Source organism: Sulfitobacter maritimus, from assembly GCF_013346665.1.
Classification (GTDB): Bacteria; Pseudomonadota; Alphaproteobacteria; order Rhodobacterales; family Rhodobacteraceae; genus Sulfitobacter; species Sulfitobacter maritimus.
Genome location: NZ_JABVBB010000021.1, coordinates 531,931 through 551,295, shown reverse-complemented (window position 1 = coordinate 551,295; position 19,365 = coordinate 531,931). Strand labels below are relative to the sequence as shown.

Below are 19,365 nucleotides of genomic sequence, written 5' to 3'. Positions count from 1 at the left end.
CCCTTGCGCGTGAAGGGCAAGGCACATAGAAGGGCGGAAATTTTCGCCCGCGCCCTTAGTCTGCGCGGCCTTACCCTATGGAGCACACATGCAGGTCAACGAGACGCTGAACGAAGGTCTGAAACGCGGTTACACCATCACCGTCACCGCCGATGAACTTGACGCCAAGGTCAACGAAAAGCTGGCCGAAGCACAGCCCGAAGTCGAAATGAAAGGCTTCCGCAAGGGCAAGGTGCCAATGGCGCTGCTGAAAAAGCAGTTCGGTCAGAAGGTTATGGGCGAAGCGATGCAGGAAAGCATCGACGGCGCGATGAACGAGCATTTCGAGAAGTCCGGCGACCGCCCCGCGATGCAGCCTGAGGTCAAAATGACCAATGAAGACTGGAAAGAAGGCGATGACGTCGAAGTTTCCATGTCCTATGAAAAACTGCCCGAAATTCCTGAGGTTGATCTGAGCCAGATCGAGCTGGAAAAACTCGTTGTCAAAGCCGATGACGCCGCCGTTGAAGAAGCGCTGGCGAACCTTGCCGAGACCGCGCAGGACTTCAAAGCGCGCGATGCGGATGCCGAAGCCCAAGACGGCGATCAGGTTGTGATCGACTTCAAAGGCTCTGTCGACGGTGAAGAATTTGAAGGTGGCGCGGCCGAAGATTACCCGCTGGTGCTGGGCTCCAACTCCTTCATCCCCGGTTTCGAAGAGCAGCTGGTCGGCGCAAAGGCGGGCGATGAGAAATCCGTCGTTGTGAACTTCCCCGAAGAGTATCAGGCGGAGCATCTGGCCGGTAAAGAAGCGACATTCGCTTGCACCGTCAAAGAAGTGAAAGAGCCTGTCGCAGCTGAGGTCAACGACGAGATGGCCAAGAAGTTCGGTGCCGAAGATCTCGACGCGCTGAAAGGCCAGATCGCTGAGCGTCTGGAAGCCGAATATGCTGGTGCTTCGCGCGCTGTGATGAAGCGTAACCTGCTCGACGCGCTGGACAAGCAAGTAAGCTTTGACCTGCCGCCCTCGCTGGTCGATGCGGAAGCCAAGCAGATCGCGCATCAGCTGTGGCACGAGGAAAACCCTGACGTTCAGGGCCACGATCACCCCGAGATCGAAGCGACCGACGAGCACAAAACACTGGCCGAGCGTCGCGTGCGTTTGGGCTTGCTCTTGGCTGAGCTGGGCCAGAAGGCCGACGTTCAGGTGACCGACGCCGAGATGACACAGGCGATCATGAACCAAGCGCGTCAGTATCCGGGTCAGGAGCGTCAGTTCTTTGAGTTCGTGCAGCAGAACCAGCAGATGCAGCAGCAGATGCGCGCGCCGATCTTTGAAGACAAGGTTGTCGACCATGTGGTCGAGCAGGCCAAAGTGACCGAGAAAGAGATCTCCAAGGACGAGCTTCAGAAGGCCGTTGAGGAACTCGACGACGAATAAGCCTTTTCGTAGATCGCGATTGGGGCAGGGGCGACGGGCAACCGTTGCCCCTGTTTCGTTTTAGGCGCGGGAGTTTTGGAGGACGCCCGCCCAGCGGCACAGCGGGCATCGCCCGCCTCCTCCTCGTGCCCCTGCACCAATTCGGCGCTTACAGTGTCGTTACCGATGTCGCGCAGGTTCCCTCCGATATAAGCCGCGGAAGGAACTGCTGAATCAAGGTGGGCCGCCGCTAGCCCCTGTTCAGAGCGTGATGCGGAACTGAGCAAAGCCCGCTTCTGTGTCGCCGATTTGTTCCATCTCGACGCTTTGGACCTCATCCATGTAATCCGCAGCTTTGGGACCGGTTGCAAAGAGCACGCTGGTGTCGGGCATCGGCGCAAAGCGCCAGTTGGCATCGGCGCGAGGGTTCACGGTGCCTTGCTCGACAATATAGCGCACGATCACATCACGGTTGGTGTCTGGCCCCTCGAAGACGATCGTATCGCCCATGGCACCGGGGAATGCGCCGCCACCGGAAGCGCGGTAGTTGTTGGTTGCGATGATGAATTCGGCTTTTGGGTTGATCGGTTTCCCGTCGAATTGAAGGTCCGTGATCCGGTTGGCCTTGGGGTTTACCACTTCGCCTTTAGGGCCGAACTTGGAGGGTTGGCTGAGGTCGATCTGATAGGTTACCCCGTCGATCACATCGAAATTATAGCTCGGGAAACTGTCATTCAGCAGCGGCTGGTCGGCTTCGCCCGGCGTGATCTGGTTGAACATTCCCGCAGAGCGTTCGAGCCAATCCTTCACCTGCGCGCCCGTGACCCGCACAGCGCGGGCGGTGTTGGGGTAAAGGTAGAGATCGGCGACGTTTTTGATCGCCACATCGCCCTTGGGCACGTCGGTGTAATACTCCGGCCCGCCCCGGCCACCGGCCTTGAAAGGGGCCGCGGCGGATAGGATCGGCAGCCCTTCGTGTTCGGTCCCCTTTAGCATCTGTTCGATGTACCAGCGCTGCGCATTTGAGACGATTTGCACTGACGGATCATCTGCCACCAAAGCGAAATAGCTGTGCAGGTTCGCGTTTGTCTTGCCAACCGGGCGGCGGACATAGGCGAGGGTCTCTTGATGTTCCTTTTCGACCGAGGCCAAGACCTTTGGATCGCTCGGCACCAGCGGCATGACCGAGCGGTCTTCCTTGCGCTGCGAAATGGCGCGGGCCTCGGCGCTGTGGGTGGCGATGCGCCAGCCGCCAGCATCGCGTTCCAGCATCAGGTCAATCAGGCCTAAGTGACTACCCCAGAAACCGCCCATTGTGGCGGGTTTGCCGTGGATCGTGCCGCGTGACACATTCACCGCCTCGTGATTGGCATAGGAGTCAGACGGAAAGACGAGGTGGCTATGACCGGTCATAATCGCGTCAATACCGTCGATGGCGGCAAGCGGGACAGAAGCGTTTTCCATCATCTCTTCGGGCTTGGCCGCGCCGATGCCGGAGTGGGACAGGGCGATGGTGATATCGGCCCCGGCCTCTTTCATCTGCGGCACCCAAGCGCGGGCGGTCTCAAGAATATCACGTGCCTGCACTTTGCCTTCGAGATGGCGGCGGTCCCAGTTCATGATCTGGGGCGGGACAAATCCGATCAGGCCGATCTTGATAGGATGCTCCTCGCCCGCGCCATCCTTTAGTTTGCGCTCAAGGATCACATAGGGTTTGAGCAGGGTCGTGTCCTGTGTGGGCTCCGCGCCGACTTCTTTGACCACATTGGCGCTAACCACCGGAAAGTCCGCTCCGGCGAGGGATTTCATCAAAAAATCAAGGCCGTAGTTGAACTCATGATTGCCCAAAGTCGAGGCATCAAAGCCCACAGTGTTCATCGCTTGGATGACGGGGTGCATGTCGCCTTCTTTCATGCCCCGCTCGTAGGCGATGAAATCGCCCATCGGGTTGCCCTGCAGAAAGTCGCCATTGTCGAGGGTCAGCGTATTGGTGGCCTCGGCGCGAATCTCGTTGATGATGCTGGCCGTGCGGGCAAGGCCGAGAGTGTCGACCTCCTTGTCTGCGTAATAGTCGTAGGGGAAGACATGCACATGCAGGTCCGTCGTTTCCAGCAGGCGCAGATGGGCCTGATTGGCGGCCGCGTTGACGGAGAAGGGGTGCAGGGCGAGCAAACCGGCAGAACCGGCGAGGAAATGGCGGCGGTTAAGGCGGAGGGTCATGGGCGGCGATCCTTTGGTGAGACTTCAACCGCAGCTTGAGCATCCCCCCGCGTCCTTGCAAGCGTGAACTTCGCTCAGCCGCCGCGCAGGCCGGTTTCCACCAGCATCCCGCGGCGTTTGGCCTCGTAATAATAGCCGCGGGCATACCATTTGATCGCGGTCGCATGGTCGCCATCGGACAAGAGCCACGCCCCGCGCAGGTATTTCAGCGCATATTGCAAGTTGGTGTCGGCGTTCAGCAGATCAGCGGCTTTGCCGCGAAACCCCATGGAGCGGGCCGTGGCGGGGAGGATTTGCAGTAGGCCGTAGTAGGGGCCGTTGCGCGCTTTCGGGTTATGGGTGCTCTCGCGGATCGCCAGACGGTGTACCAAGGGCCGTGGCAGGTCGTAGTGATCGGCCCAGTAGTTGATCTTGCGCCGCAGTTCCGGCGTCTCATTCGGGTGCAGCGGCAGTGCAGGCTCGGGCGTCGTGTGGGCCTCGGCTGCGGTGTTTGCCGTGGGGACCGCGTTGCAGGCGGTCAGAGCCGTGGCAGCGATGAGTATCATGAACAGGCGGCGTTTGGTCTGGGGCATGGAAATACCGAAACTTGTTAGAACGCCGGGAAGATCGCCCAGACCCGCCCGTCGGGCAAGCGCCGCGCTGAGCGATGCGCGGCGCGTTGCCACATAATTCGGTCCGGTGAGCGATGTCAGGCCGGTGTCAAACGTCGGCGACGATTTCGCCTCGCATCTCGCCGGTCATCCGTGTCTGATCGTCGCGTTTGACGGTGCGGCGTACCTCGTCAATCTTGAGCTCCGCCGCGTCGCGGGTGGCCTTATCGGGCCATTCGGTAATGACCGCGCTGGTCCGATCAGAGGTGCGCACAACCGTGATCCGGCTGGCGCCGAAACCTTTGAGCGCGGGCAGCCGCTTTTCTTCTATCGCGCGCAGGGTGACATCATAGTCGGCCCCGTCGTTATTCTCCCAAGTGGTAATAGTGATGTAGCGCATGTGGCATCCTCCATGCTGAATGGGGACAGCATAGCACAAATTTAACCGATTTTGCAGGGGTTTGAGCGCCCAAATGGCAGGGCGGCAGGGAGGGCCACGAAAAACGCCGCGCGGAGGACCGCACGGCGTTAAATCTTTGCTTCTGACAGATCGATCAGCTGTTGCTGTCGTCCTGCGCGTCGCCCTCAGGCGTGCGCACCATGTTCGAGTCGTCATCGTCTTCGTCAGCGGCAGAGCCGATGTCGTCGAACAGTTCCGAGATCTCGAATTCAGCAGCGGCTTCTTCTTCGGCGGCCAATTCTTGGATCGACTTGCCGGACGCCTGAAGCTCGGCCTCTTCGGGCGAACGTGCGACGTTCAGCTCGATGGAGACGGTCACTTCGGGGTGCAGAACGATCTGCACTTCATGGACGCCAAGATATTTGATCGGCTGGCCCAGAACGACCTGCTTGCGGTCAACCGAAAAACCTTCTTCGGTGGCGGCTTCGGCGGCGTCACGGGTGGTGACGGAGCCATAGAGCGCGCCTGCGTCAGAAGCGGAGCGAATCACGACGAACTGCTGACCGTTCAGCTTTTCGGCCAGTTGCTCGGCTTCTTTTTTGGTCTCAAGGTTTTGCGCCTCAAGCTGGGCTTTCTGACCTTCAAAGGCTTCGACGTTGGCCTTGGAGGCCGACAGCGCCTTGCCTTGTGGCAGCAGGTAGTTGCGAGCATAGCCGGGCTTTACGTCCACGACTTCGCCCATCTGGCCCAGTTTGGCCACACGTTCCAGAAGGATAACTTGCATGTGCTCTCTCCTTACTTAACGGCGTAGGGCAGCAGGGCGAGGAAACGAGCGCGTTTGATGGCACGGGCCAGCTCGCGTTGTTTCTTGGCCGATACGGCGGTGATACGGGAAGGAACGATCTTGCCACGCTCAGAGATGTAGCGTTGCAGCAGACGTGTGTCCTTGTAATCGATCGCAGGTGCGTTGTCGCCCGAGAAGGGGCAGACTTTACGACGACGGAAAAATGGTTTTGCAGCCATGATTTAAGTCCTTTTCTTCAAGCGTTGATCAACGGCGTTCGCGGCGGTCGGACCGCTCGTCACGCTTTTGCATCTGTACGGACGGCAGTTCTTTGTGCTCGTCGACCTTGATGGTCAGAACACGCATCACATCGTCATGCAGGCGCATCAGGCGTTCCATTTCCTGCACGGCGGTCGCGGGGGCGTCCGAACGCAGGAAGGCATAGTGGCCCTTGCGGTTTTTGTTGATCTTGTAGGCCATCGTTTTGACGCCCCAGTACTCGCTGTCGACGAGCTTGCCGTCGTTGTCCGCGAGGACGGTGCCAAAGTGTTCGATGAGGCCTTCTGCTTGCGTGTTGGACAGGTCCTGACGCGCAATCATAACATGCTCATATAGCGGCATGTGCACTCCTATATTTATATCAAGGCGCATTTCATAGGCGGGGCAAAATCCTTGCGACCCCACCACGAGAGTCTGCGCGGTTCATATGCTGTGCAAGGAAGCGCCCGTATACACGGTTTGCGCCGCACGGCAAGCCCCAAGCAGCCGCAGCAAGGCTTGTTCGGCGCTGGCGTAGCGGATACATCAGGCAAAACGCATAAGAGAGGCCGCAACCATGAGCATTGCATTCGTTTTCCCGGGCCAGGGCGCCCAGACCATCGGCATGGGCCGCGATCTGGCTGACGCCTATCCGCAGGCCCGCGCCGTCTTTCAAGAGGTTGACGACGCTTTGGGTGAGAAGCTGTCGGAGTTGATCTGGGAGGGCGACATTGAGACGCTGACCTTGACCCAGAACGCCCAGCCAGCGCTGATGGCGACGTCGATGGCTGCGATGGCCGCGCTGAAAGCGGAAGGGGTCACCGTAGATAAGGCCGCCTATGTCGCGGGGCACAGTCTGGGTGAGTATTCCGCGCTTTGCGCGGCGGGTTCGCTGTCGTTGGCGGACACAGCACGTTTGCTGCGGATTCGCGGCAAGGCGATGCAAGCCGCCGTACCGGTGGGCGAGGGGGCCATGGCCGCGATCCTTGGGCTGGGTATTGAGGAGACCGAAAAACTGGCCGAAGCCGCCGCTGAAGGCGAGGTTTGCCAAGTTGCCAACGAAAACGATCCGAGCCAGAACGTGCTGTCGGGCCATAAGGCTGCTGTGGAGCGGGCTGTGGCGATGGCCAAGGACGCCGGTGCGAAACGGGCGTTGTTGCTGCCGGTCTCTGCACCATTCCATTGCCCGCTGATGGGGCCTGCTGCCGACGAGATGGCGCGGGCTTTGGGTGAGGTCACCTTTAACGATCCCGCCGTGCCGCTGGTAGCGAATGTCACCGCTGAGGCGGTCACTGATGCTGCAAAGATTCGCGATCTGCTGGTAGAGCAGGTCACAGGCCGGGTGCGCTGGCGCTCTTCGGTTGAATGGATGGCCGCTCAGGGCGTGACCGAGGCCTGGGAGATCGGCGCGGGCAAGGCGTTGTCAGGCATGATCCGCCGGATCGACAAATCCGTCGCGACCCGCAGCATTGGCACGCCAGATGAGGTTACCGCCGCGCGGGACGCCTGAACCTAGAAAGGACCAGCATGACGCTCCAAGAAACGCTGACGCTTTTGCCGGACTGGCTGATCTGGTGGTTCTACTGGCTGGTCTTTGCGGTGGCTGTCCTGCCGCTGGCGCTGCTGTTCTGGCCGCAGAGCCGTAAGGTTGGGCTGATCACCGTGATGGCGAGCATCCTGACGGGCGCTGCGGTTTACGGCATGTTCCGGCAGATGGGATACGTCAAACTGCTGGGCCTGCCGCATCTGCTGATCTGGGGGCCGCTGGCGGTCTATCTGTTTCGCAAACAGGCCAGGGACGCGATGCCGATTGCGGCGCGGTGGATCATCCGCGTGGTGCTGGTGACCTTGCTGATCTCACTGGCCTTCGATGTGGTGGACGTGCTGCGGTATATGATGGGCGAGCGGACGCCGCTCGGCGCATGATCCGTCTTGTTGCGGCCTTTGCTTTACTGCTTGCCATTGCGGCTTGCGGGACGCTGGAGAACGCCCGCGATGGCATGCGGATGCAGGTGCAAGGGCCTTACCTGCTGGTCTCTGGCACGATCACCAGCCGAACACCCGCGAATTTCGAGCGCAACCTTCGTGTGAATCCTCGGGTTGATACGGTGGTGCTGGGGCGGATCGACGGGTCTATCGACGCTGCGGCCACCCACCGCATGGGGCGACGCATCCGAGCGATGGGGCTGGCGACGGAGTTGCGATCCAATAGCGTTGTTGATTCCGGCGGTGTGGAATTGTTTCTTGCCGGAGTGGAACGGCGCATGGCTCCGGGCGCTAAACTGCGGGTGCATTCATGGCGCAACGGGTACCGTGAGGGCAGCAGCTACCCGCGCAATGCCTCCGAGCATCAGATGACCCGCCGCTATGTGACTCAGATGCTGGGCAGCGATGCCTTTTACTGGTTTACCTTGCAGGCCGCGCCTTCGAACGAGATACACGAAATGACGGCGGCCGAAATTCGCCGCTATGGGCTGCTGACACAGCCCTGAGAGACAGGATAAAGGAAGACATATGTTTGATCTTACAGGAAAGAACGCGCTCATCACTGGGGCGTCTGGGGGCATCGGTGCCGACATTGCGCGCAAGCTGCATGCCCAAGGGGCGACCGTCGGCCTGTCGGGGACGCGGACCGAACCGCTGGAGGCGCTGAAGGCTGAGTTGGGCGAGCGCGCCCATGTGCTGCCGTGTAACCTAAGCGATATGGAAGCCGTCGATGCACTGCCGAAACAGGCGGCGGAGGCGATGGGCTCGGTCGATATTTTGGTCAACAACGCCGGTATCACCCGCGACAACCTGTTTATGCGGATGTCGGATGACGAGTGGAACTCGGTGCTGAACGTGAACCTCACCGCGACGTTTAAGCTTTGCAAAGGCGTGATGCGCGGGATGATGAAGGCGCGTTGGGGCCGGATCATCAATATCTCCAGCGTGGTGGGGGCCACCGGCAACCCGGGTCAGGCGAACTATGCGGCCTCCAAAGCGGGTGTTGTGGGCATGTCGAAGTCGTTGGCCTATGAAGTTGCCAGCCGGGGCATCACGGTGAACGCCGTGGCACCGGGTTTCATTACCACAGCTATGACAGACAAGCTGACAGACGAGCAGAAGTCTGGAATCATGGGGCAAATTCCTGCCGGTCGCATGGGCGACCCCGACGAGATCGCCGCCGCGGTGGTTTACCTCTCCAGCGCCGAGGCCGCTTATGTGACCGGAACCACCTTGCATGTGAACGGCGGTATGGCCATGTTGTGACCCTGCACCGCAATAGCGTTTGCCAAGCCCGGCGCATGTGCTAAAGGGGGCGCAGAATCGAAACGAAGGGTGCTTGATTGTGCCCTCCGCCTTGTGCGAACAAGGATAATAGCCGCCCCTTTTGGGGCATCCTCCAAACGCCGATTACCGGCGGGCGGAAACCAAAAGGGGCCTTGAATGGCCCGAAGACATGAGGACTTATTATGAGCGACGTCGCAGACCGCGTGAAAAAGATCGTTGTGGAACACCTGAGCGTGGAAGAGGACAAAGTGACTGAGAATGCGTCGTTCATCGACGATCTTGGCGCAGACAGCCTCGACACCGTGGAACTGGTGATGGCGTTCGAAGAAGAGTTCGGCATCGAGATCCCCGATGACGCCGCTGAGAACATCCAGACCGTTGGCGATGCGGTCAAGTTCATCAAAGAAGCCTCCTAAGGCCTCTGCCGGGCGACCGGCGAACGACAGATTTGAAGGCGGCGTTGTTCCTAGCGGAATGACGCCGTTTTCGTTTGTGAACAGGGGGCGGGCTTGTCCATTGGGACGCCACGCGGCATGTCTGCGGTAGGCCAATTCCAAGCGTGAAGGCAATTCACCCCCATGTCCCGGACGATCCCGACTATCAACACAGCCCGACTAACTCTGCGTGCCATGCGGGCTGAAGATTTCCCGCGTTTTGCTGAGATTTGGGCGCTGCCGGAGGTGGCGTCGCGTATCTTTGACGGGCCGCGCAGCAAGGCGCAGTCCTGGGATGCGTTTTTGCGCAATGCGGGGCATTGGCAGATCACCGGCTTTGGGCAATGGGCGGTTCAGTTGCACCGCCAGCGCGAGGTCTTGGGCCAGACCGGGTTTTTCTTTGGCTCACGAAATTTCGACGAAGAATTCGACACTTACCCAGAAGCGCGGCTGGTGTTGGCCCCCGAAGCGCAGGACCAGCGATTGGGGTTCGAGGCCGCCCGTGCGGCGCATGAATGGTTTGACCGGGTGATTACAGGCCGCACCGTTTGCATGATCGCACCGGGCAATATCGCAGCGCTGAAAATCGCCGGGACATTGGGCTATGAACTGCTGCGTGAGGCCGAGGTTTCGGGCCGTCCAGTGCGGCTGTTAACCCGGCGCGGGCCGCCGGTCTGATCTGATGAAAAGCGCATCGGCGTTTTTGTGCCTTGGCCGGGGGACAGGCCACAGATGCTTGTGTCTACAGGCTTTTGCAGGGTAAGAGGTTCGCCGAGAGATTATCGGCAAGGGGCATTAAAATGCGCAGAGTTGTAGTAACGGGTTTGGGGTTGGTCACTCCGCTCGCCGACGGTGTGGAAGAAAGCTGGAAACGAATTTTGGATGGTCAGTCCGGCGCAGGGCCGATCACCGGCTTTGATCCCAGCAGATTGGTGACCCAATATGCCTGCGAGGTGCCGCTCGGCGATGGCAGCGATGGCACGTTTGATGCCAATAAATACATGGAGCCGAAGGAGCAGCGGAAGGTCGATACCTTTATCCTGTTCGGTATGGCTGCCGCGCAGCAAGCGGTTGAAGATTCGGGCTGGAAGCCAACCGAAGCGGAAGACCAAGAACGCACCGGTGTGCTGATCGGTTCCGGCATTGGTGGGTTAAATTCTATCGCGAACACCGCCGTGATGATGGCCGAGAAGGGCCCACGCCGCGTGAGCCCGTTCTTTGTGCCGGGGGCGTTGATCAACCTAATTTCTGGTCAGGTGTCGATCCGCTATGGCTTCAAGGGGCCGAACCATTCGGTGGTGACGGCCTGTTCGACCGGCGCACATGCGATTGGTGATGCGGCGCGTCTGATCAAATACGGTGACGCGGATGTGATGATTGCAGGCGGTGCGGAAGCGGCGATCTGTGAGATCGGCATGGCCGGCTTCAACGCCTGCAAGGCGCTGTCGACAAAGCGCGGCGACGATCCGCAGAAGGCGAGCCGCCCCTATGATGTAGACCGTGATGGTTTCGTCATGGGCGAGGGCGCGGGCATCGTGGTGCTGGAAGAATATGAACACGCCAAGGCGCGCGGTGCCAAGATTTACGCCGAAGTTCTTGGCTATGGTCTGTCGGGCGACGCGCATCACATCACCGCACCGTCTGAGGATGGCGAGGGCGGTGAACGCTCCATGCGGGCGGCGCTGAAGAACGCGGGGCTTGAGCCTCAGGACGTGGACTACATCAATGCGCATGGCACGTCGACCATGGCCGATACGATTGAATTGGGCGCCGTAGAGCGGCTGATGGGCGATGCGGCGGGTAAGGTCACTATGTCTTCGACCAAATCCGCGACCGGGCATTTGCTCGGGGCTGCGGGCGCGATTGAGGCGATCTTCTGCATGTTGGCGATCCGCGATCAGGTGGCGCCGCCGACGATCAACCTCGACAACCCGGCGGTTGAGACACCGATTGATCTGGCGCCGAACAAGAAGGTTGAGCGCGAGATTAATGTTGCTCTCAGCAACTCCTTCGGTTTTGGCGGTACCAACGCATCGGTTCTGTTCGGGAAAGTCCGCTAAATGTGGCGTCATATTGCGTCCAACGCCGTCACGTTTCTGGTGGTCGGCCTGTTTCTGCTTGGCGGCGTCGTGCTTTGGGGCAAGTCAGAGTATGTCTCTGAAGGGCCGCTGGAGCAGGCGATCTGTGTGCAGGTTCAGCGCGGCTCGAACATGCGGCAGGTCAGTGAGGATTTGGAGGCGCAGGGCGCGGTGTCCTCGCCCGCGATCTTTCGCATGGGCGCAGATTATGAGGACAAGTCGGACCGGTTGAAAGCCGGGAGTTTTCTGGTTCCGGCTGGAACGTCGATGCAGGGCATCGTTGACGTGGTGACACAGGGCGGGGCCAGCACCTGCGGGACCGAAGTTGTCTACCGCGTGGGCGTGAACCGGGTGAGCGTACAGGTGCGCGAGCTCGACCCCGCGACGAACCGTTTTGTAGAGCAGGCAGAGTTCACCCCCGGAGTGGAGGAAGCGCCTGAGGCCTATGAAGAGCTTTCGACCAAGGCAGACACGCGGTTTCGTGTGGCGCTGGCGGAAGGGGTCACAAGCTGGCAGGTGGTTGAGGCGCTCAAGCAGGTGGACCAGTTGACCGGTTCGGTGGATGAGGTCCCAGCCGAGGGCAGCCTCGCGCCGGACAGCTATGAAGTGCGCCCGGGGGACGATCGTGCGACCTTGATCGCACGGATGCAGGCCGCGCAAGAAGTGCTTTTGGCGGCGGCGTTTGAAGCGCGGGATGAGGACCTGCCGATTGAGACGCCGGAGGAATTGCTGATCCTTGCGTCGATCATCGAAAAGGAAACCGGCGTTGCGGCGGAGCGGGAACAGGTGGCGAGCGTCTTTGTGAACCGCTTGAACCAAGGGATGCGTCTGCAGACGGACCCGACGGTGATTTACGGCGTAACCGAGGGCAAGGGCGTCTTGGGTCGGGGGCTGCGGCGCTCGGAACTGCGGGCGGAGACACCTTGGAACACCTATGTAATTGACGGCCTGCCACCGACCCCGATTGCCAATCCGGGCCGGGCGAGCCTGATGGCGGCGGCCCAGCCGGCGGATACGGACTTTGTGTTCTTCGTAGCCGATGGGACCGGGGGGCATGCCTTTGCCAAGACCTTGGATGAGCATAACGCCAACGTCGCGAAGTGGCGTAGGATTGAGGCTGAACGTGGCGCGGAAGCGGCGGGAAATGCCTCTACCGGCGGCAACTAACGGTTTGGAGGCCCTGCCGGAAATGGTGGGGCCTTTTGCTGTCTAGGCCATGGCGACCGGTTCTGTAACGTACTGTTAACACTGTTTTTCTTGACTTTGCGCACGGTCTGACGTAGAACTTGTGGCACGCTAGAAGATGTGGGCGAACGGCCTCGGGGTATCCCCGACGGTCGTTTTTTTGTGTCTCGTCGGTTGGAGATCCCAATCGAGAGGTAAAGAAAAATGACAATAGTTACCCCGGAGCAAAGTGTCGAAGACAGCGCAGAAATCCTGCGCGGGTTGCAAGATGCACTCGGCGCGTTGCGTCGTGAAATCGAAGGTCTGACGGAACAGGCCCAGTCCGGGGGGGAAATCAAGGAAACTGCGGTGTCCGGCAGGACCTCGAAGATATCGAGCCTGCTGACGCATTGCCTGAAAGCGGAGAATACGCTGAATGACTGTCGAAACCGACAAGCTGGAATCGCGCGCGGGGGCTATGCCCTCGACATGGACAAAGCGCGGGCTGACATCGGGTGCAAGCTGGATCGCCTGCGCCGATGCTCAGACCCAGGCGCAGTTTCTGAATGACCTAGACGAGGGAGAGCTTTTGGCTCTCCCTTTTTTGTTCGAGTTCTGGGCGTTGGATCATCAACTGCCGCCTGGGGGCGATTGGCGCACATGGGTGATCATGGGCGGGCGCGGTGCGGGTAAGACGCGGGCCGGAGCGGAGTGGGTCCGCAGCAAGGTGGAGGGGAGCCGTCCGCTCGACGCCGGCGCGTGCAGCCGCGTGGCGCTGGTGGGCGAGACCATCGAGCAGGTGCGCGAGGTGATGATTTTTGGCGATAGCGGGATTTTGGCCTGTAGCCCGCCGGATCGGCGGCCCGATTGGGAGGCGACGCGCAAGCGCTTGGTTTGGCCGAATGGGGCGATTGCCACGGTGCATACGGCGCATGACCCTGAAGGGCTGCGCGGGCCACAGTTTGATGCGGCTTGGGTGGATGAATTGGCGAAGTGGAAGCGCGGGCAGGAGGCGTGGGATCAGTTGCAGTTTGCGCTGCGCCTAGGCGAGCGGCCTCAGGTCTGTGTGACGACGACGCCGCGCAACGTGGACGTGCTGAAGGCGCTGTTGAAATCGCCCTCGACGGTGACGACCCATGCGCCGACGGAGGCGAATGCGGCGAACTTGGCGGGGTCGTTCCTCGAAGAGGTGCGGGCGCGCTATCGCGGGACGCGGCTGGGGCGGCAGGAGTTGGATGGGGTTTTGCTGGCGGATGCTGAAGGCGCGCTGTGGACCTCGGCTTTGTTGGAGGCCGGGCGGATGCGCGCGGCACCGGAGTTGGATCGGATCGTGGTGGGCTTGGACCCGGCGACGACAAGCGGGGCGGGGTCGGATGAATGTGGGATCGTTGTGGTCGGGGCGCAGGCTAAAGGGCCGCCGCAGGATTGGCGGGCTGTGGTGCTGGCCGATTGCACGGTGCAGGGGGCCACGCCCAACGGCTGGGCGCAGGCGGCGGTTGCGGCGATGACGCGCTATGGGGCGGACCGCTTGGTGGCCGAGGTGAACCAAGGCGGGCAATTGGTCAGCGAGGTTTTGCGGCAGGTCGATCCGCTGGTGTCGCTTAAGACCGTGCACGCGGCGCGGGGCAAAGTGGCGCGGGCGGAGCCTGTGGCGGCGCTATACGAGCAGGGGCGGGTAGGCCATTTGCCGGGGCTGGATGCGCTGGAGGACCAGATGTGTCTGATGACGGCGCGCGGGTACGAAGGCAAAGGCAGCCCGGACCGTGTCGATGCGTTGGTTTGGGCGTTGCATGAGCTGATGATCGAGCCTGCGTCGCAGTGGCGTAGTCCGGGGGTGCGGAGCCTTTAGCGTGGTGTTGCGCACAGCAGCGCACGGTGGGTTTTACGGGTTTTAAGGTTTGATTGAGAAAGTCTGTCAACGCCGGGCAGCATGGGTGCAAACCGCCGCTGCCGGGGCCGAGCAGAATGAGGAGCGACAGATGGTATTCGATTTTCTACGGCGCGGCGCGGCTGAGACGGTGGAGCAAAAAGCCTCGGCGACCGGGCCGGTTGTGGCCTATCAGACCTCCGGTCGCGTTGCCTGGAGCCCGCGGGATAGTGTGAGCCTCACGCGTTCGGGGTTTTGCGGCAATCCGGTAGGGTTCCGTTCGGTCAAGCTGATTGCAGAGGCGGCGGCGGCCTTGCCGCTGGTCGTGCAGGACGCGGCGCGGCGCTATGACGATCATCCGTTGATGTCGCTGATGCGCCGCCCGAATGCGGGGCAGGGCCGGGCTGAGTTGTTTGAAGCGCTTTACGGGCAGATGCTGCTGAGCGGCGATGGCTATGTCGAGGCAGTGGGCGGCGAGGGCGGGCTGCCGATTGAATTGCATGTGCTGCGCTCGGACCGGATGAGCGTGGTGCCGGGGGCGGATGGCTGGCCGGTGGCCTATGAGTATGCGGTGGGCGGGCGCAAGCATCGCTTTGATGCGAGTGGGCCGGTGACGCCGGTTTGCCATATCCGCAATTTTCACCCGCAGGATGATCATTATGGGTTTAGCCCCATGCAGGCGGCGGCCATGGCGATGGATGTGCATAACGCGGCGAGCCGCTGGTCGAAGGCGCTTTTGGACAATGCAGCGCGGCCTTCGGGGGCCATTGTGTATCGCGGGGCCGAGGGGCAGGGCAAGTTGAGCGAAGACCAGTATGACCGTCTGGTGAGCGAGATGGAGAGCCACCATCAGGGCGCGCGGAACGCGGGGCGGCCAATGCTTCTGGAAGGTGGGCTCGACTGGAAGCCGATGGGCTTTTCGCCCTCAGACATGGAGTTTCAGAAGACCAAGGAAAGTGCGGCGCGTGAGATCGCGCTTGCCTTTGGGGTGCCGCCGATGCTGATCGGGGTTCAGGGGGATGCGACCTATGCGAACTATCAAGAGGCGCATCGGGCGTTTTACCGCCTGACCGTGCTGCCGCTGGCGACACGGGTAACGGCGGCGTTGGCGGATTGGTTGAGCGGGTATTTGGGCGAGGCGGTGACGTTGAAGCCGGACCTTGATCAGGTGCCGGCGTTGTCAGCGGAACGCGATGCGCAATGGGCGCGGGTGTCGGCGGCGGAATTCCTGACCGACGCGGAAAAGCGCAGCCTGTTGGGGCTGCCGGTGGTGGCGGACGATGCATGAGCCCCGGGAGATTGAGCGGTTTGAATGTGCGCCGGGGCTGCGGCTGCAGGCGCATGAGACCATCAGCGCGGTGCACCGGGAGAACATGCAAATGCGGTTTGACCGGATCGAGCAGATGATGGAGCGGCTGGAGCGGCGGCTGTGGCTGACGGTTTACGGCGTGGTGGCGGTGATATTGGCGCAGGCGGTCCAATCCTTTCTGGTAGTGGCGCCGTAGCAGGCTGAACAAGAGGAAATACAATGGGTTATCAGGTGATTGACCCCGGTTCTTGGCCGGGGAACGGGGAAGCTTTGCCTGCCGGGGCGGCGGGGTTGGAGCATAAGTTCGCCAGGTTCGGCAACGTGGCCGAGGTTGATGGCGGGGTCGAGATCAGCGGCTATGCCAGCCTCTTTGGCGCGGCGGATCAGGGGGGCGATGTGGTTGAGGCGGGGGCTTATGCGGCCTGCCTGAAGCGCGCCAAAACCGCCGGGCGCAGCATCAAGATGCTGTGGCAGCATGACCCGGCCGAGCCCATCGGCGTTTGGGACGAGGTCCGTGAGGACAAGCGCGGGCTGTGGGTCAAGGGGCGTATTCTGAGCAGCGTAGCGCGGGGCCGCGAAGCGGCGGCGCTGATCGAAGCAGGCGCGATTGACGGGCTGAGCATCGGTTACCGCACCGTGAAGGCTGGCAAGAACACTAAGGGCCAGCGGCTGCTTTCGGAATTGGAGCTTTGGGAGGTGTCACTGGTGACCTTCCCGATGCTGCCCACGGCGCGGGTCGCGGCAAAGGGCGAGTTTAGGGCCGTTGGTGAAGTCCTGCGCGAGATGGCGGCGGCCTTTCAAGAGGCGCGGGCCGAGATGACGCGCGGGCCGCGCCGGGCCGATCAGTGATCTGCACAACAACAGAGGAAATGTGATGAGCAAAAGCGATGCAAACGTCAGCACGAAATCAGGCGCAGACCTGTCCCCGGCGGAGGAAGTGCGGCAGGCCGTGAGCGGTTTTGTCAGCGACTTCAACGGCTTTCGGGCCGAGATGAACAGTAAACTTCAACAATCAGAAGAGCGAATTACCATGATGGATCGCAAGATGACCCTGCCTGCCCGAACACCTCTTGGAGGCGCGACGGACTTTGATGCACCGCATAAGAAGGCGTTTGATGCCTATCTGCGCAACGGGGACGACGACGGGCTGCGCGGGTTGGAACTGGACGGCAAGTCGATGTCCACGGCGGTTAATTCCGACGGTGGTTATCTTGTCGATCCTCAGACCTCGGAGCGGGTGCAGTCAGTCCTGAATTCCGGCGCTTCGATCCGGTCTATTGCCTCGGTCGTGCAGGTGGAGGCGACGTCTTATGACGTGCTGGTGGACCACACGGATGTTGGCGCGGGCTGGGCTACTGAGAGTGGCGCGCAGGCAGAGACGGACACGCCGCAGATCGACCGGATCACCGTGCCGTTGCATGAGTTAAGCGCGTTGCCCAAGGCGAGCCAGCGCCTGTTGGACGATAGCGCCTTTGACATCGAAGGCTGGCTGGCGGGGCGGATCGCAGACAAGTTTGCGCGGGCTGAGGCGGCGGCTTTTGTCAGTGGTGACGGGATCGACAAGCCGACCGGGTTTCTGAGCCACACAGTGGTGGATGACGACATATGGAGCTGGGGTAATCTGGGCTATGTCGCCAGCGGCACCAACGCCAACCCCGAGGCCGATGCGATTGTTGAGTTGGTCTATGCTTTGGGTGCCGCCTACCGCAAGAACGCGGTCTTCGTGATGAACTCCAAGACCACGGCGATGGTGCGCAAGTTGAAGGACACCGACGGGCGTTTTTTGTGGTCCGACGGGCTGGCGGCGGGCGAGCCGGCGCGGCTGATGGGTTACCCGGTGCTGGTGGCCGAGGACATGCCCGATCCGGCAACAGATTCGATGTCCATCGCCTTTGGTGATTTCGCGGCGGGCTATACCGTGGCCGAACGGCCCGACCTGCGCATTCTGCGCGATCCCTTTAGCGCCAAGCCCCATGTGCTGTTCTATGCCACCAAGCGCGTCGGTGGTGACGTGAGCGATTTTGCGGCGATCAAGCTGATGAAATTCGGCCTGGCGTAAGCCGGTGCCGAAACCGGGGCCGGGGCGACTTGGCCTCGGTCCGGGCGTGCGCTGCGAAGGTTGTGTTGTCTAGCTGCTCCCCTCCAACCGAGCAATGCAACCGGCGCACGTCCGGTATTTTGCGAAAAGCCCGTGGCCGGGTCGAGGGGCGAAATTTGGAGACGTTCGATGATGTTGATCGAGGAAACTAATGTCCCGGATACGGCGCTGCCGGTGGAGGCGTTCAGAGCGCATCTGCGTCTCGGCAGCGGGTTTGCGCAGGACAACCTTCAGGATGCGGTGCTGCGTGGTTTCCTGCGGGCGGCGATGGCGGCGGTGGAGGCGCGAACCGGCAAGGCGCTCTTGATGCGGCGCTTTGCGCTATCATTGACCTTTTGGCGGGATGCAGGGGTGCAGGTTTTGCCCATCGCGCCAGTGCAGACGATTGCGCGACTGGCGCTGGTGGCGCGCGACGGGACTGAAACCGTCGTGGAGCCGGAGCGCTACTGGCTGGAGCGCGATACGCAGGCGCCGCGGTTGCGCAGCAGCACGCCGACCCTGCCGCGCATTCCAAGCGCGGGCGCGGCACTGATCAGCTTTGACGCGGGGTTTGCCAGCGCGTGGGAAGGGCTGCCAGATGATCTGGCGCAGGCGGTTATGTTGCTGGCAGCACATTACTACGAATATCGCGATGACACGGCGCTTGGCGAAGGCTGTATGCCCTTCGGCGTCAGTAGTCTGATTGAGCGGCATCGCAAAGTCCGTGTGGGTTTCGGAGGTGCAGCATGAAGCGGCCTCATCTGAACCGGGCGCTGACGCTGGAAGCGCCTCAGCGGGTCAACGATGGTGCCGGGGGCTTTGTCGAAAGCTGGCAGCCTCTAGGCACGCTTTGGGCTGAGGTGACACCCCGGACGGGGCGCGAGACCGCGCAGAGCGCCACGGCAGTGAGCCGAATGAGCTTTAAGATCACCGTCCGTGCGGCGCCGCAGGGCGCAGCGCAACGTCCGACAGCGCGCCAACGGTTTCGCGACGGCACACGCGTTTTCACGATCCAAGCCGTGGCAGAGGCAGACCGTGCAGGCCGCTATTTGACCTGCTTTGCCCAAGAGGAGACCGTCGTATGACCTATGCACTTGCAGGAGCCCTTCAGGGGGCGCTCTACAATCTGCTCCAATCCGATGCGGGTGTCACGGCGCTCGTTGGAGATGCGGTCTATGACGCAGTGCCGGATGGCACGCTGGCCGAGACCTATGTGCGCCTTGGCAGCGAGCAGGCGATGGGGATCGGGGACCGCCTTGGCGGAGGTGCAGAGCATCGCTTTGGCGTGTCCGTGATTACCACCGCGCCCGGATTTGCCCATGCCAAGAAGGTCGCCGCCGCTGTTTGCGATGCGCTGCGGGACGTGCGGCCGACGTTAAGCCGGGGCCGTGTGGTCGATCTTTACTTTCACAGCGCCAAGGCAAGGCGGACCGAGGGCGGCAAGGCGCGACAGATCGACCTTCAGTTCCGGGCGCTGCTTGCTGATGAGCAAAGCGCATAATTTCAGATAGT

24 protein-coding genes are annotated in these 19,365 nt (G+C 61.4%); 18 read left to right on the top strand and 6 right to left on the bottom strand.

Features of this window, described 5'->3' with window-relative positions; all coding sequences use genetic code 11:
• Nucleotides 1-88: 88 nt before the first annotated feature.
• Entirely contained in the window at nucleotides 89-1,420 is a 1,332-nt protein-coding gene (tig, locus tag HTT03_RS04665) for a trigger factor (RefSeq protein WP_174858688.1), read from the top strand.
• A 240-nt stretch (nucleotides 1,421-1,660) separates the two neighbouring features.
• Here tig and HTT03_RS04660 read toward each other — a convergent pair whose 3' ends face one another.
• The 6 genes from HTT03_RS04660 to rpsF form a co-directional block, all read right to left on the bottom strand.
• Nucleotides 1,661-3,619 (bottom strand): bifunctional 2',3'-cyclic-nucleotide 2'-phosphodiesterase/3'-nucleotidase, encoded by a 1,959-nt coding sequence (locus HTT03_RS04660; RefSeq protein WP_174858687.1) that lies wholly within the window; start codon nucleotides 3,617-3,619, stop codon nucleotides 1,661-1,663.
• Between the two features lie 74 nt (nucleotides 3,620-3,693).
• Nucleotides 3,694-4,191, bottom strand: a complete 498-nt coding sequence (locus HTT03_RS04655) for a lytic transglycosylase domain-containing protein (protein WP_174858988.1) — start codon at nucleotides 4,189-4,191, stop codon at nucleotides 3,694-3,696.
• Between the two features lie 127 nt (nucleotides 4,192-4,318).
• Nucleotides 4,319-4,609 (bottom strand): hypothetical protein, encoded by a 291-nt coding sequence (locus HTT03_RS04650; protein ID WP_174858686.1) that lies wholly within the window; start codon nucleotides 4,607-4,609, stop codon nucleotides 4,319-4,321.
• A gap of 154 nt (nucleotides 4,610-4,763) precedes the next feature.
• A complete protein-coding gene (gene rplI / locus HTT03_RS04645) occupies nucleotides 4,764-5,393 on the bottom strand; it encodes a 50S ribosomal protein L9 (RefSeq protein WP_174858685.1) in 630 nt (209 codons plus the stop codon).
• Between the two features lie 11 nt (nucleotides 5,394-5,404).
• Nucleotides 5,405-5,632 (bottom strand): 30S ribosomal protein S18, encoded by a 228-nt coding sequence (gene rpsR, locus HTT03_RS04640; protein ID WP_005852865.1) that lies wholly within the window; start codon nucleotides 5,630-5,632, stop codon nucleotides 5,405-5,407.
• Nucleotides 5,633-5,660: 28 nt separating this feature from the next.
• Nucleotides 5,661-6,014 carry a 30S ribosomal protein S6 gene (gene rpsF, locus HTT03_RS04635; RefSeq protein ID WP_174858684.1) on the bottom strand — a complete coding sequence of 118 codons (354 nt, stop codon included), beginning with the start codon at nucleotides 6,012-6,014 and terminating at the stop codon, nucleotides 5,661-5,663.
• Nucleotides 6,015-6,228: 214 nt separating this feature from the next.
• Between rpsF and fabD the strand changes: the two genes are divergently transcribed.
• The 17 genes from fabD to HTT03_RS04550 all read left to right on the top strand — a co-directional run bounded on the left by fabD (nucleotide 6,229) and on the right by HTT03_RS04550 (nucleotide 19,354).
• On the top strand, nucleotides 6,229-7,161 hold the full coding sequence (gene fabD / locus HTT03_RS04630; RefSeq protein WP_174858683.1) for an ACP S-malonyltransferase: 933 nt from the start codon (nucleotides 6,229-6,231) through the stop codon (nucleotides 7,159-7,161).
• Between the two features lie 17 nt (nucleotides 7,162-7,178).
• Nucleotides 7,179-7,577: a hypothetical protein gene (locus HTT03_RS04625; RefSeq protein WP_174858682.1), complete on the top strand. Its 399-nt coding sequence runs from the start codon at nucleotides 7,179-7,181 to the stop codon at nucleotides 7,575-7,577.
• The gene (locus HTT03_RS04620) at nucleotides 7,574-8,143 is read left to right on the top strand and encodes a COG3904 family protein (protein ID WP_174858681.1); all 570 of its coding nucleotides are present in this window, start codon (nucleotides 7,574-7,576) and stop codon (nucleotides 8,141-8,143) included. Before HTT03_RS04625 ends, HTT03_RS04620 begins: the two co-directional genes overlap by 4 nt.
• Before the next feature lie 22 nt (nucleotides 8,144-8,165).
• Nucleotides 8,166-8,903, top strand: coding sequence for a 3-oxoacyl-[acyl-carrier-protein] reductase (fabG, locus tag HTT03_RS04615; RefSeq protein ID WP_007119971.1), 738 nt, complete (start codon nucleotides 8,166-8,168; stop codon nucleotides 8,901-8,903).
• Nucleotides 8,904-9,106: 203 nt separating this feature from the next.
• Complete coding sequence (locus HTT03_RS04610) at nucleotides 9,107-9,340, top strand: acyl carrier protein (RefSeq protein WP_067261852.1); 234 nt, start codon at nucleotides 9,107-9,109, stop codon at nucleotides 9,338-9,340.
• Between the two features lie 162 nt (nucleotides 9,341-9,502).
• Nucleotides 9,503-10,036 (top strand): GNAT family N-acetyltransferase, encoded by a 534-nt coding sequence (locus tag HTT03_RS04605; RefSeq protein ID WP_174858680.1) that lies wholly within the window; start codon nucleotides 9,503-9,505, stop codon nucleotides 10,034-10,036.
• 122 nt (nucleotides 10,037-10,158) lie between these two features.
• On the top strand, nucleotides 10,159-11,418 hold the full coding sequence (gene fabF / locus HTT03_RS04600; protein WP_174858679.1) for a beta-ketoacyl-ACP synthase II: 1,260 nt from the start codon (nucleotides 10,159-10,161) through the stop codon (nucleotides 11,416-11,418).
• On the top strand, nucleotides 11,419-12,603 hold the full coding sequence (gene mltG / locus HTT03_RS04595) for an endolytic transglycosylase MltG (protein WP_174858678.1): 1,185 nt from the start codon (nucleotides 11,419-11,421) through the stop codon (nucleotides 12,601-12,603).
• 222 nt (nucleotides 12,604-12,825) lie between these two features.
• Nucleotides 12,826-13,170 carry a hypothetical protein gene (locus HTT03_RS04590; protein ID WP_174858677.1) on the top strand — a complete coding sequence of 115 codons (345 nt, stop codon included), beginning with the start codon at nucleotides 12,826-12,828 and terminating at the stop codon, nucleotides 13,168-13,170.
• On the top strand, nucleotides 13,079-14,449 hold the full coding sequence (locus tag HTT03_RS04585; RefSeq protein ID WP_425506299.1) for a DNA-packaging protein: 1,371 nt from the start codon (nucleotides 13,079-13,081) through the stop codon (nucleotides 14,447-14,449). Before HTT03_RS04590 ends, HTT03_RS04585 begins: the two co-directional genes overlap by 92 nt.
• 130 nt (nucleotides 14,450-14,579) lie before the next feature.
• Nucleotides 14,580-15,755: a phage portal protein gene (locus HTT03_RS04580; RefSeq protein WP_174858676.1), complete on the top strand. Its 1,176-nt coding sequence runs from the start codon at nucleotides 14,580-14,582 to the stop codon at nucleotides 15,753-15,755.
• On the top strand, nucleotides 15,748-15,972 hold the full coding sequence (locus HTT03_RS04575) for a GTA head formation protein, RCAP_rcc01685 family (protein WP_174858675.1): 225 nt from the start codon (nucleotides 15,748-15,750) through the stop codon (nucleotides 15,970-15,972). The genes HTT03_RS04580 and HTT03_RS04575 overlap by 8 nt, the downstream gene beginning before the upstream one ends.
• Nucleotides 15,973-15,995: 23 nt before the next feature.
• The gene (locus HTT03_RS04570; protein ID WP_174858674.1) at nucleotides 15,996-16,625 is read left to right on the top strand and encodes an HK97 family phage prohead protease; all 630 of its coding nucleotides are present in this window, start codon (nucleotides 15,996-15,998) and stop codon (nucleotides 16,623-16,625) included.
• A gap of 25 nt (nucleotides 16,626-16,650) precedes the next feature.
• The gene (locus tag HTT03_RS04565; protein ID WP_174858673.1) at nucleotides 16,651-17,835 is read left to right on the top strand and encodes a phage major capsid protein; all 1,185 of its coding nucleotides are present in this window, start codon (nucleotides 16,651-16,653) and stop codon (nucleotides 17,833-17,835) included.
• A 168-nt stretch (nucleotides 17,836-18,003) separates the two neighbouring features.
• Nucleotides 18,004-18,603, top strand: a complete 600-nt coding sequence (locus HTT03_RS04560) for a head-tail connector protein (protein ID WP_174858672.1) — start codon at nucleotides 18,004-18,006, stop codon at nucleotides 18,601-18,603.
• Entirely contained in the window at nucleotides 18,600-18,938 is a 339-nt protein-coding gene (locus tag HTT03_RS04555; RefSeq protein WP_174858671.1) for a phage head closure protein, read from the top strand. Before HTT03_RS04560 ends, HTT03_RS04555 begins: the two co-directional genes overlap by 4 nt.
• On the top strand, nucleotides 18,935-19,354 hold the full coding sequence (locus HTT03_RS04550; RefSeq protein WP_174858670.1) for a DUF3168 domain-containing protein: 420 nt from the start codon (nucleotides 18,935-18,937) through the stop codon (nucleotides 19,352-19,354). The genes HTT03_RS04555 and HTT03_RS04550 overlap by 4 nt, the downstream gene beginning before the upstream one ends.
• The last annotated feature ends 11 nt before the right edge of the window (nucleotides 19,355-19,365 follow it).

What these genes read in the sequence shown, in the direction of transcription:
- tig (WP_174858688.1), top strand. Translation starts at nt 89, where the DNA reads ATGCAGGTCAACGAGACGCTGAACGAAGGTCTGAAACGCGGTTACACC.
- HTT03_RS04660 (WP_174858687.1), bottom strand. Translation starts at nt 3,619, where the DNA reads ATGACCCTCCGCCTTAACCGCCGCCATTTCCTCGCCGGTTCTGCCGGT.
- HTT03_RS04655 (WP_174858988.1), bottom strand. Translation starts at nt 4,191, where the DNA reads ATGCCCCAGACCAAACGCCGCCTGTTCATGATACTCATCGCTGCCACG.
- HTT03_RS04650 (WP_174858686.1), bottom strand. Translation starts at nt 4,609, where the DNA reads ATGCGCTACATCACTATTACCACTTGGGAGAATAACGACGGGGCCGAC.
- rplI (WP_174858685.1), bottom strand. Translation starts at nt 5,393, where the DNA reads ATGCAAGTTATCCTTCTGGAACGTGTGGCCAAACTGGGCCAGATGGGC.
- rpsR (WP_005852865.1), bottom strand. Translation starts at nt 5,632, where the DNA reads ATGGCTGCAAAACCATTTTTCCGTCGTCGTAAAGTCTGCCCCTTCTCG.
- rpsF (WP_174858684.1), bottom strand. Translation starts at nt 6,014, where the DNA reads ATGCCGCTATATGAGCATGTTATGATTGCGCGTCAGGACCTGTCCAAC.
- fabD (WP_174858683.1), top strand. Translation starts at nt 6,229, where the DNA reads ATGAGCATTGCATTCGTTTTCCCGGGCCAGGGCGCCCAGACCATCGGC.
- HTT03_RS04625 (WP_174858682.1), top strand. Translation starts at nt 7,179, where the DNA reads ATGACGCTCCAAGAAACGCTGACGCTTTTGCCGGACTGGCTGATCTGG.
- HTT03_RS04620 (WP_174858681.1), top strand. Translation starts at nt 7,574, where the DNA reads ATGATCCGTCTTGTTGCGGCCTTTGCTTTACTGCTTGCCATTGCGGCT.
- fabG (WP_007119971.1), top strand. Translation starts at nt 8,166, where the DNA reads ATGTTTGATCTTACAGGAAAGAACGCGCTCATCACTGGGGCGTCTGGG.
- HTT03_RS04610 (WP_067261852.1), top strand. Translation starts at nt 9,107, where the DNA reads ATGAGCGACGTCGCAGACCGCGTGAAAAAGATCGTTGTGGAACACCTG.
- HTT03_RS04605 (WP_174858680.1), top strand. Translation starts at nt 9,503, where the DNA reads ATGTCCCGGACGATCCCGACTATCAACACAGCCCGACTAACTCTGCGT.
- fabF (WP_174858679.1), top strand. Translation starts at nt 10,159, where the DNA reads ATGCGCAGAGTTGTAGTAACGGGTTTGGGGTTGGTCACTCCGCTCGCC.
- mltG (WP_174858678.1), top strand. Translation starts at nt 11,419, where the DNA reads ATGTGGCGTCATATTGCGTCCAACGCCGTCACGTTTCTGGTGGTCGGC.
- HTT03_RS04590 (WP_174858677.1), top strand. Translation starts at nt 12,826, where the DNA reads ATGACAATAGTTACCCCGGAGCAAAGTGTCGAAGACAGCGCAGAAATC.
- HTT03_RS04585 (WP_425506299.1), top strand. Translation starts at nt 13,079, where the DNA reads ATGCCCTCGACATGGACAAAGCGCGGGCTGACATCGGGTGCAAGCTGG.
- HTT03_RS04580 (WP_174858676.1), top strand. Translation starts at nt 14,580, where the DNA reads ATGGTATTCGATTTTCTACGGCGCGGCGCGGCTGAGACGGTGGAGCAA.
- HTT03_RS04575 (WP_174858675.1), top strand. Translation starts at nt 15,748, where the DNA reads ATGCATGAGCCCCGGGAGATTGAGCGGTTTGAATGTGCGCCGGGGCTG.
- HTT03_RS04570 (WP_174858674.1), top strand. Translation starts at nt 15,996, where the DNA reads ATGGGTTATCAGGTGATTGACCCCGGTTCTTGGCCGGGGAACGGGGAA.
- HTT03_RS04565 (WP_174858673.1), top strand. Translation starts at nt 16,651, where the DNA reads ATGAGCAAAAGCGATGCAAACGTCAGCACGAAATCAGGCGCAGACCTG.
- HTT03_RS04560 (WP_174858672.1), top strand. Translation starts at nt 18,004, where the DNA reads ATGATGTTGATCGAGGAAACTAATGTCCCGGATACGGCGCTGCCGGTG.
- HTT03_RS04555 (WP_174858671.1), top strand. Translation starts at nt 18,600, where the DNA reads ATGAAGCGGCCTCATCTGAACCGGGCGCTGACGCTGGAAGCGCCTCAG.
- HTT03_RS04550 (WP_174858670.1), top strand. Translation starts at nt 18,935, where the DNA reads ATGACCTATGCACTTGCAGGAGCCCTTCAGGGGGCGCTCTACAATCTG.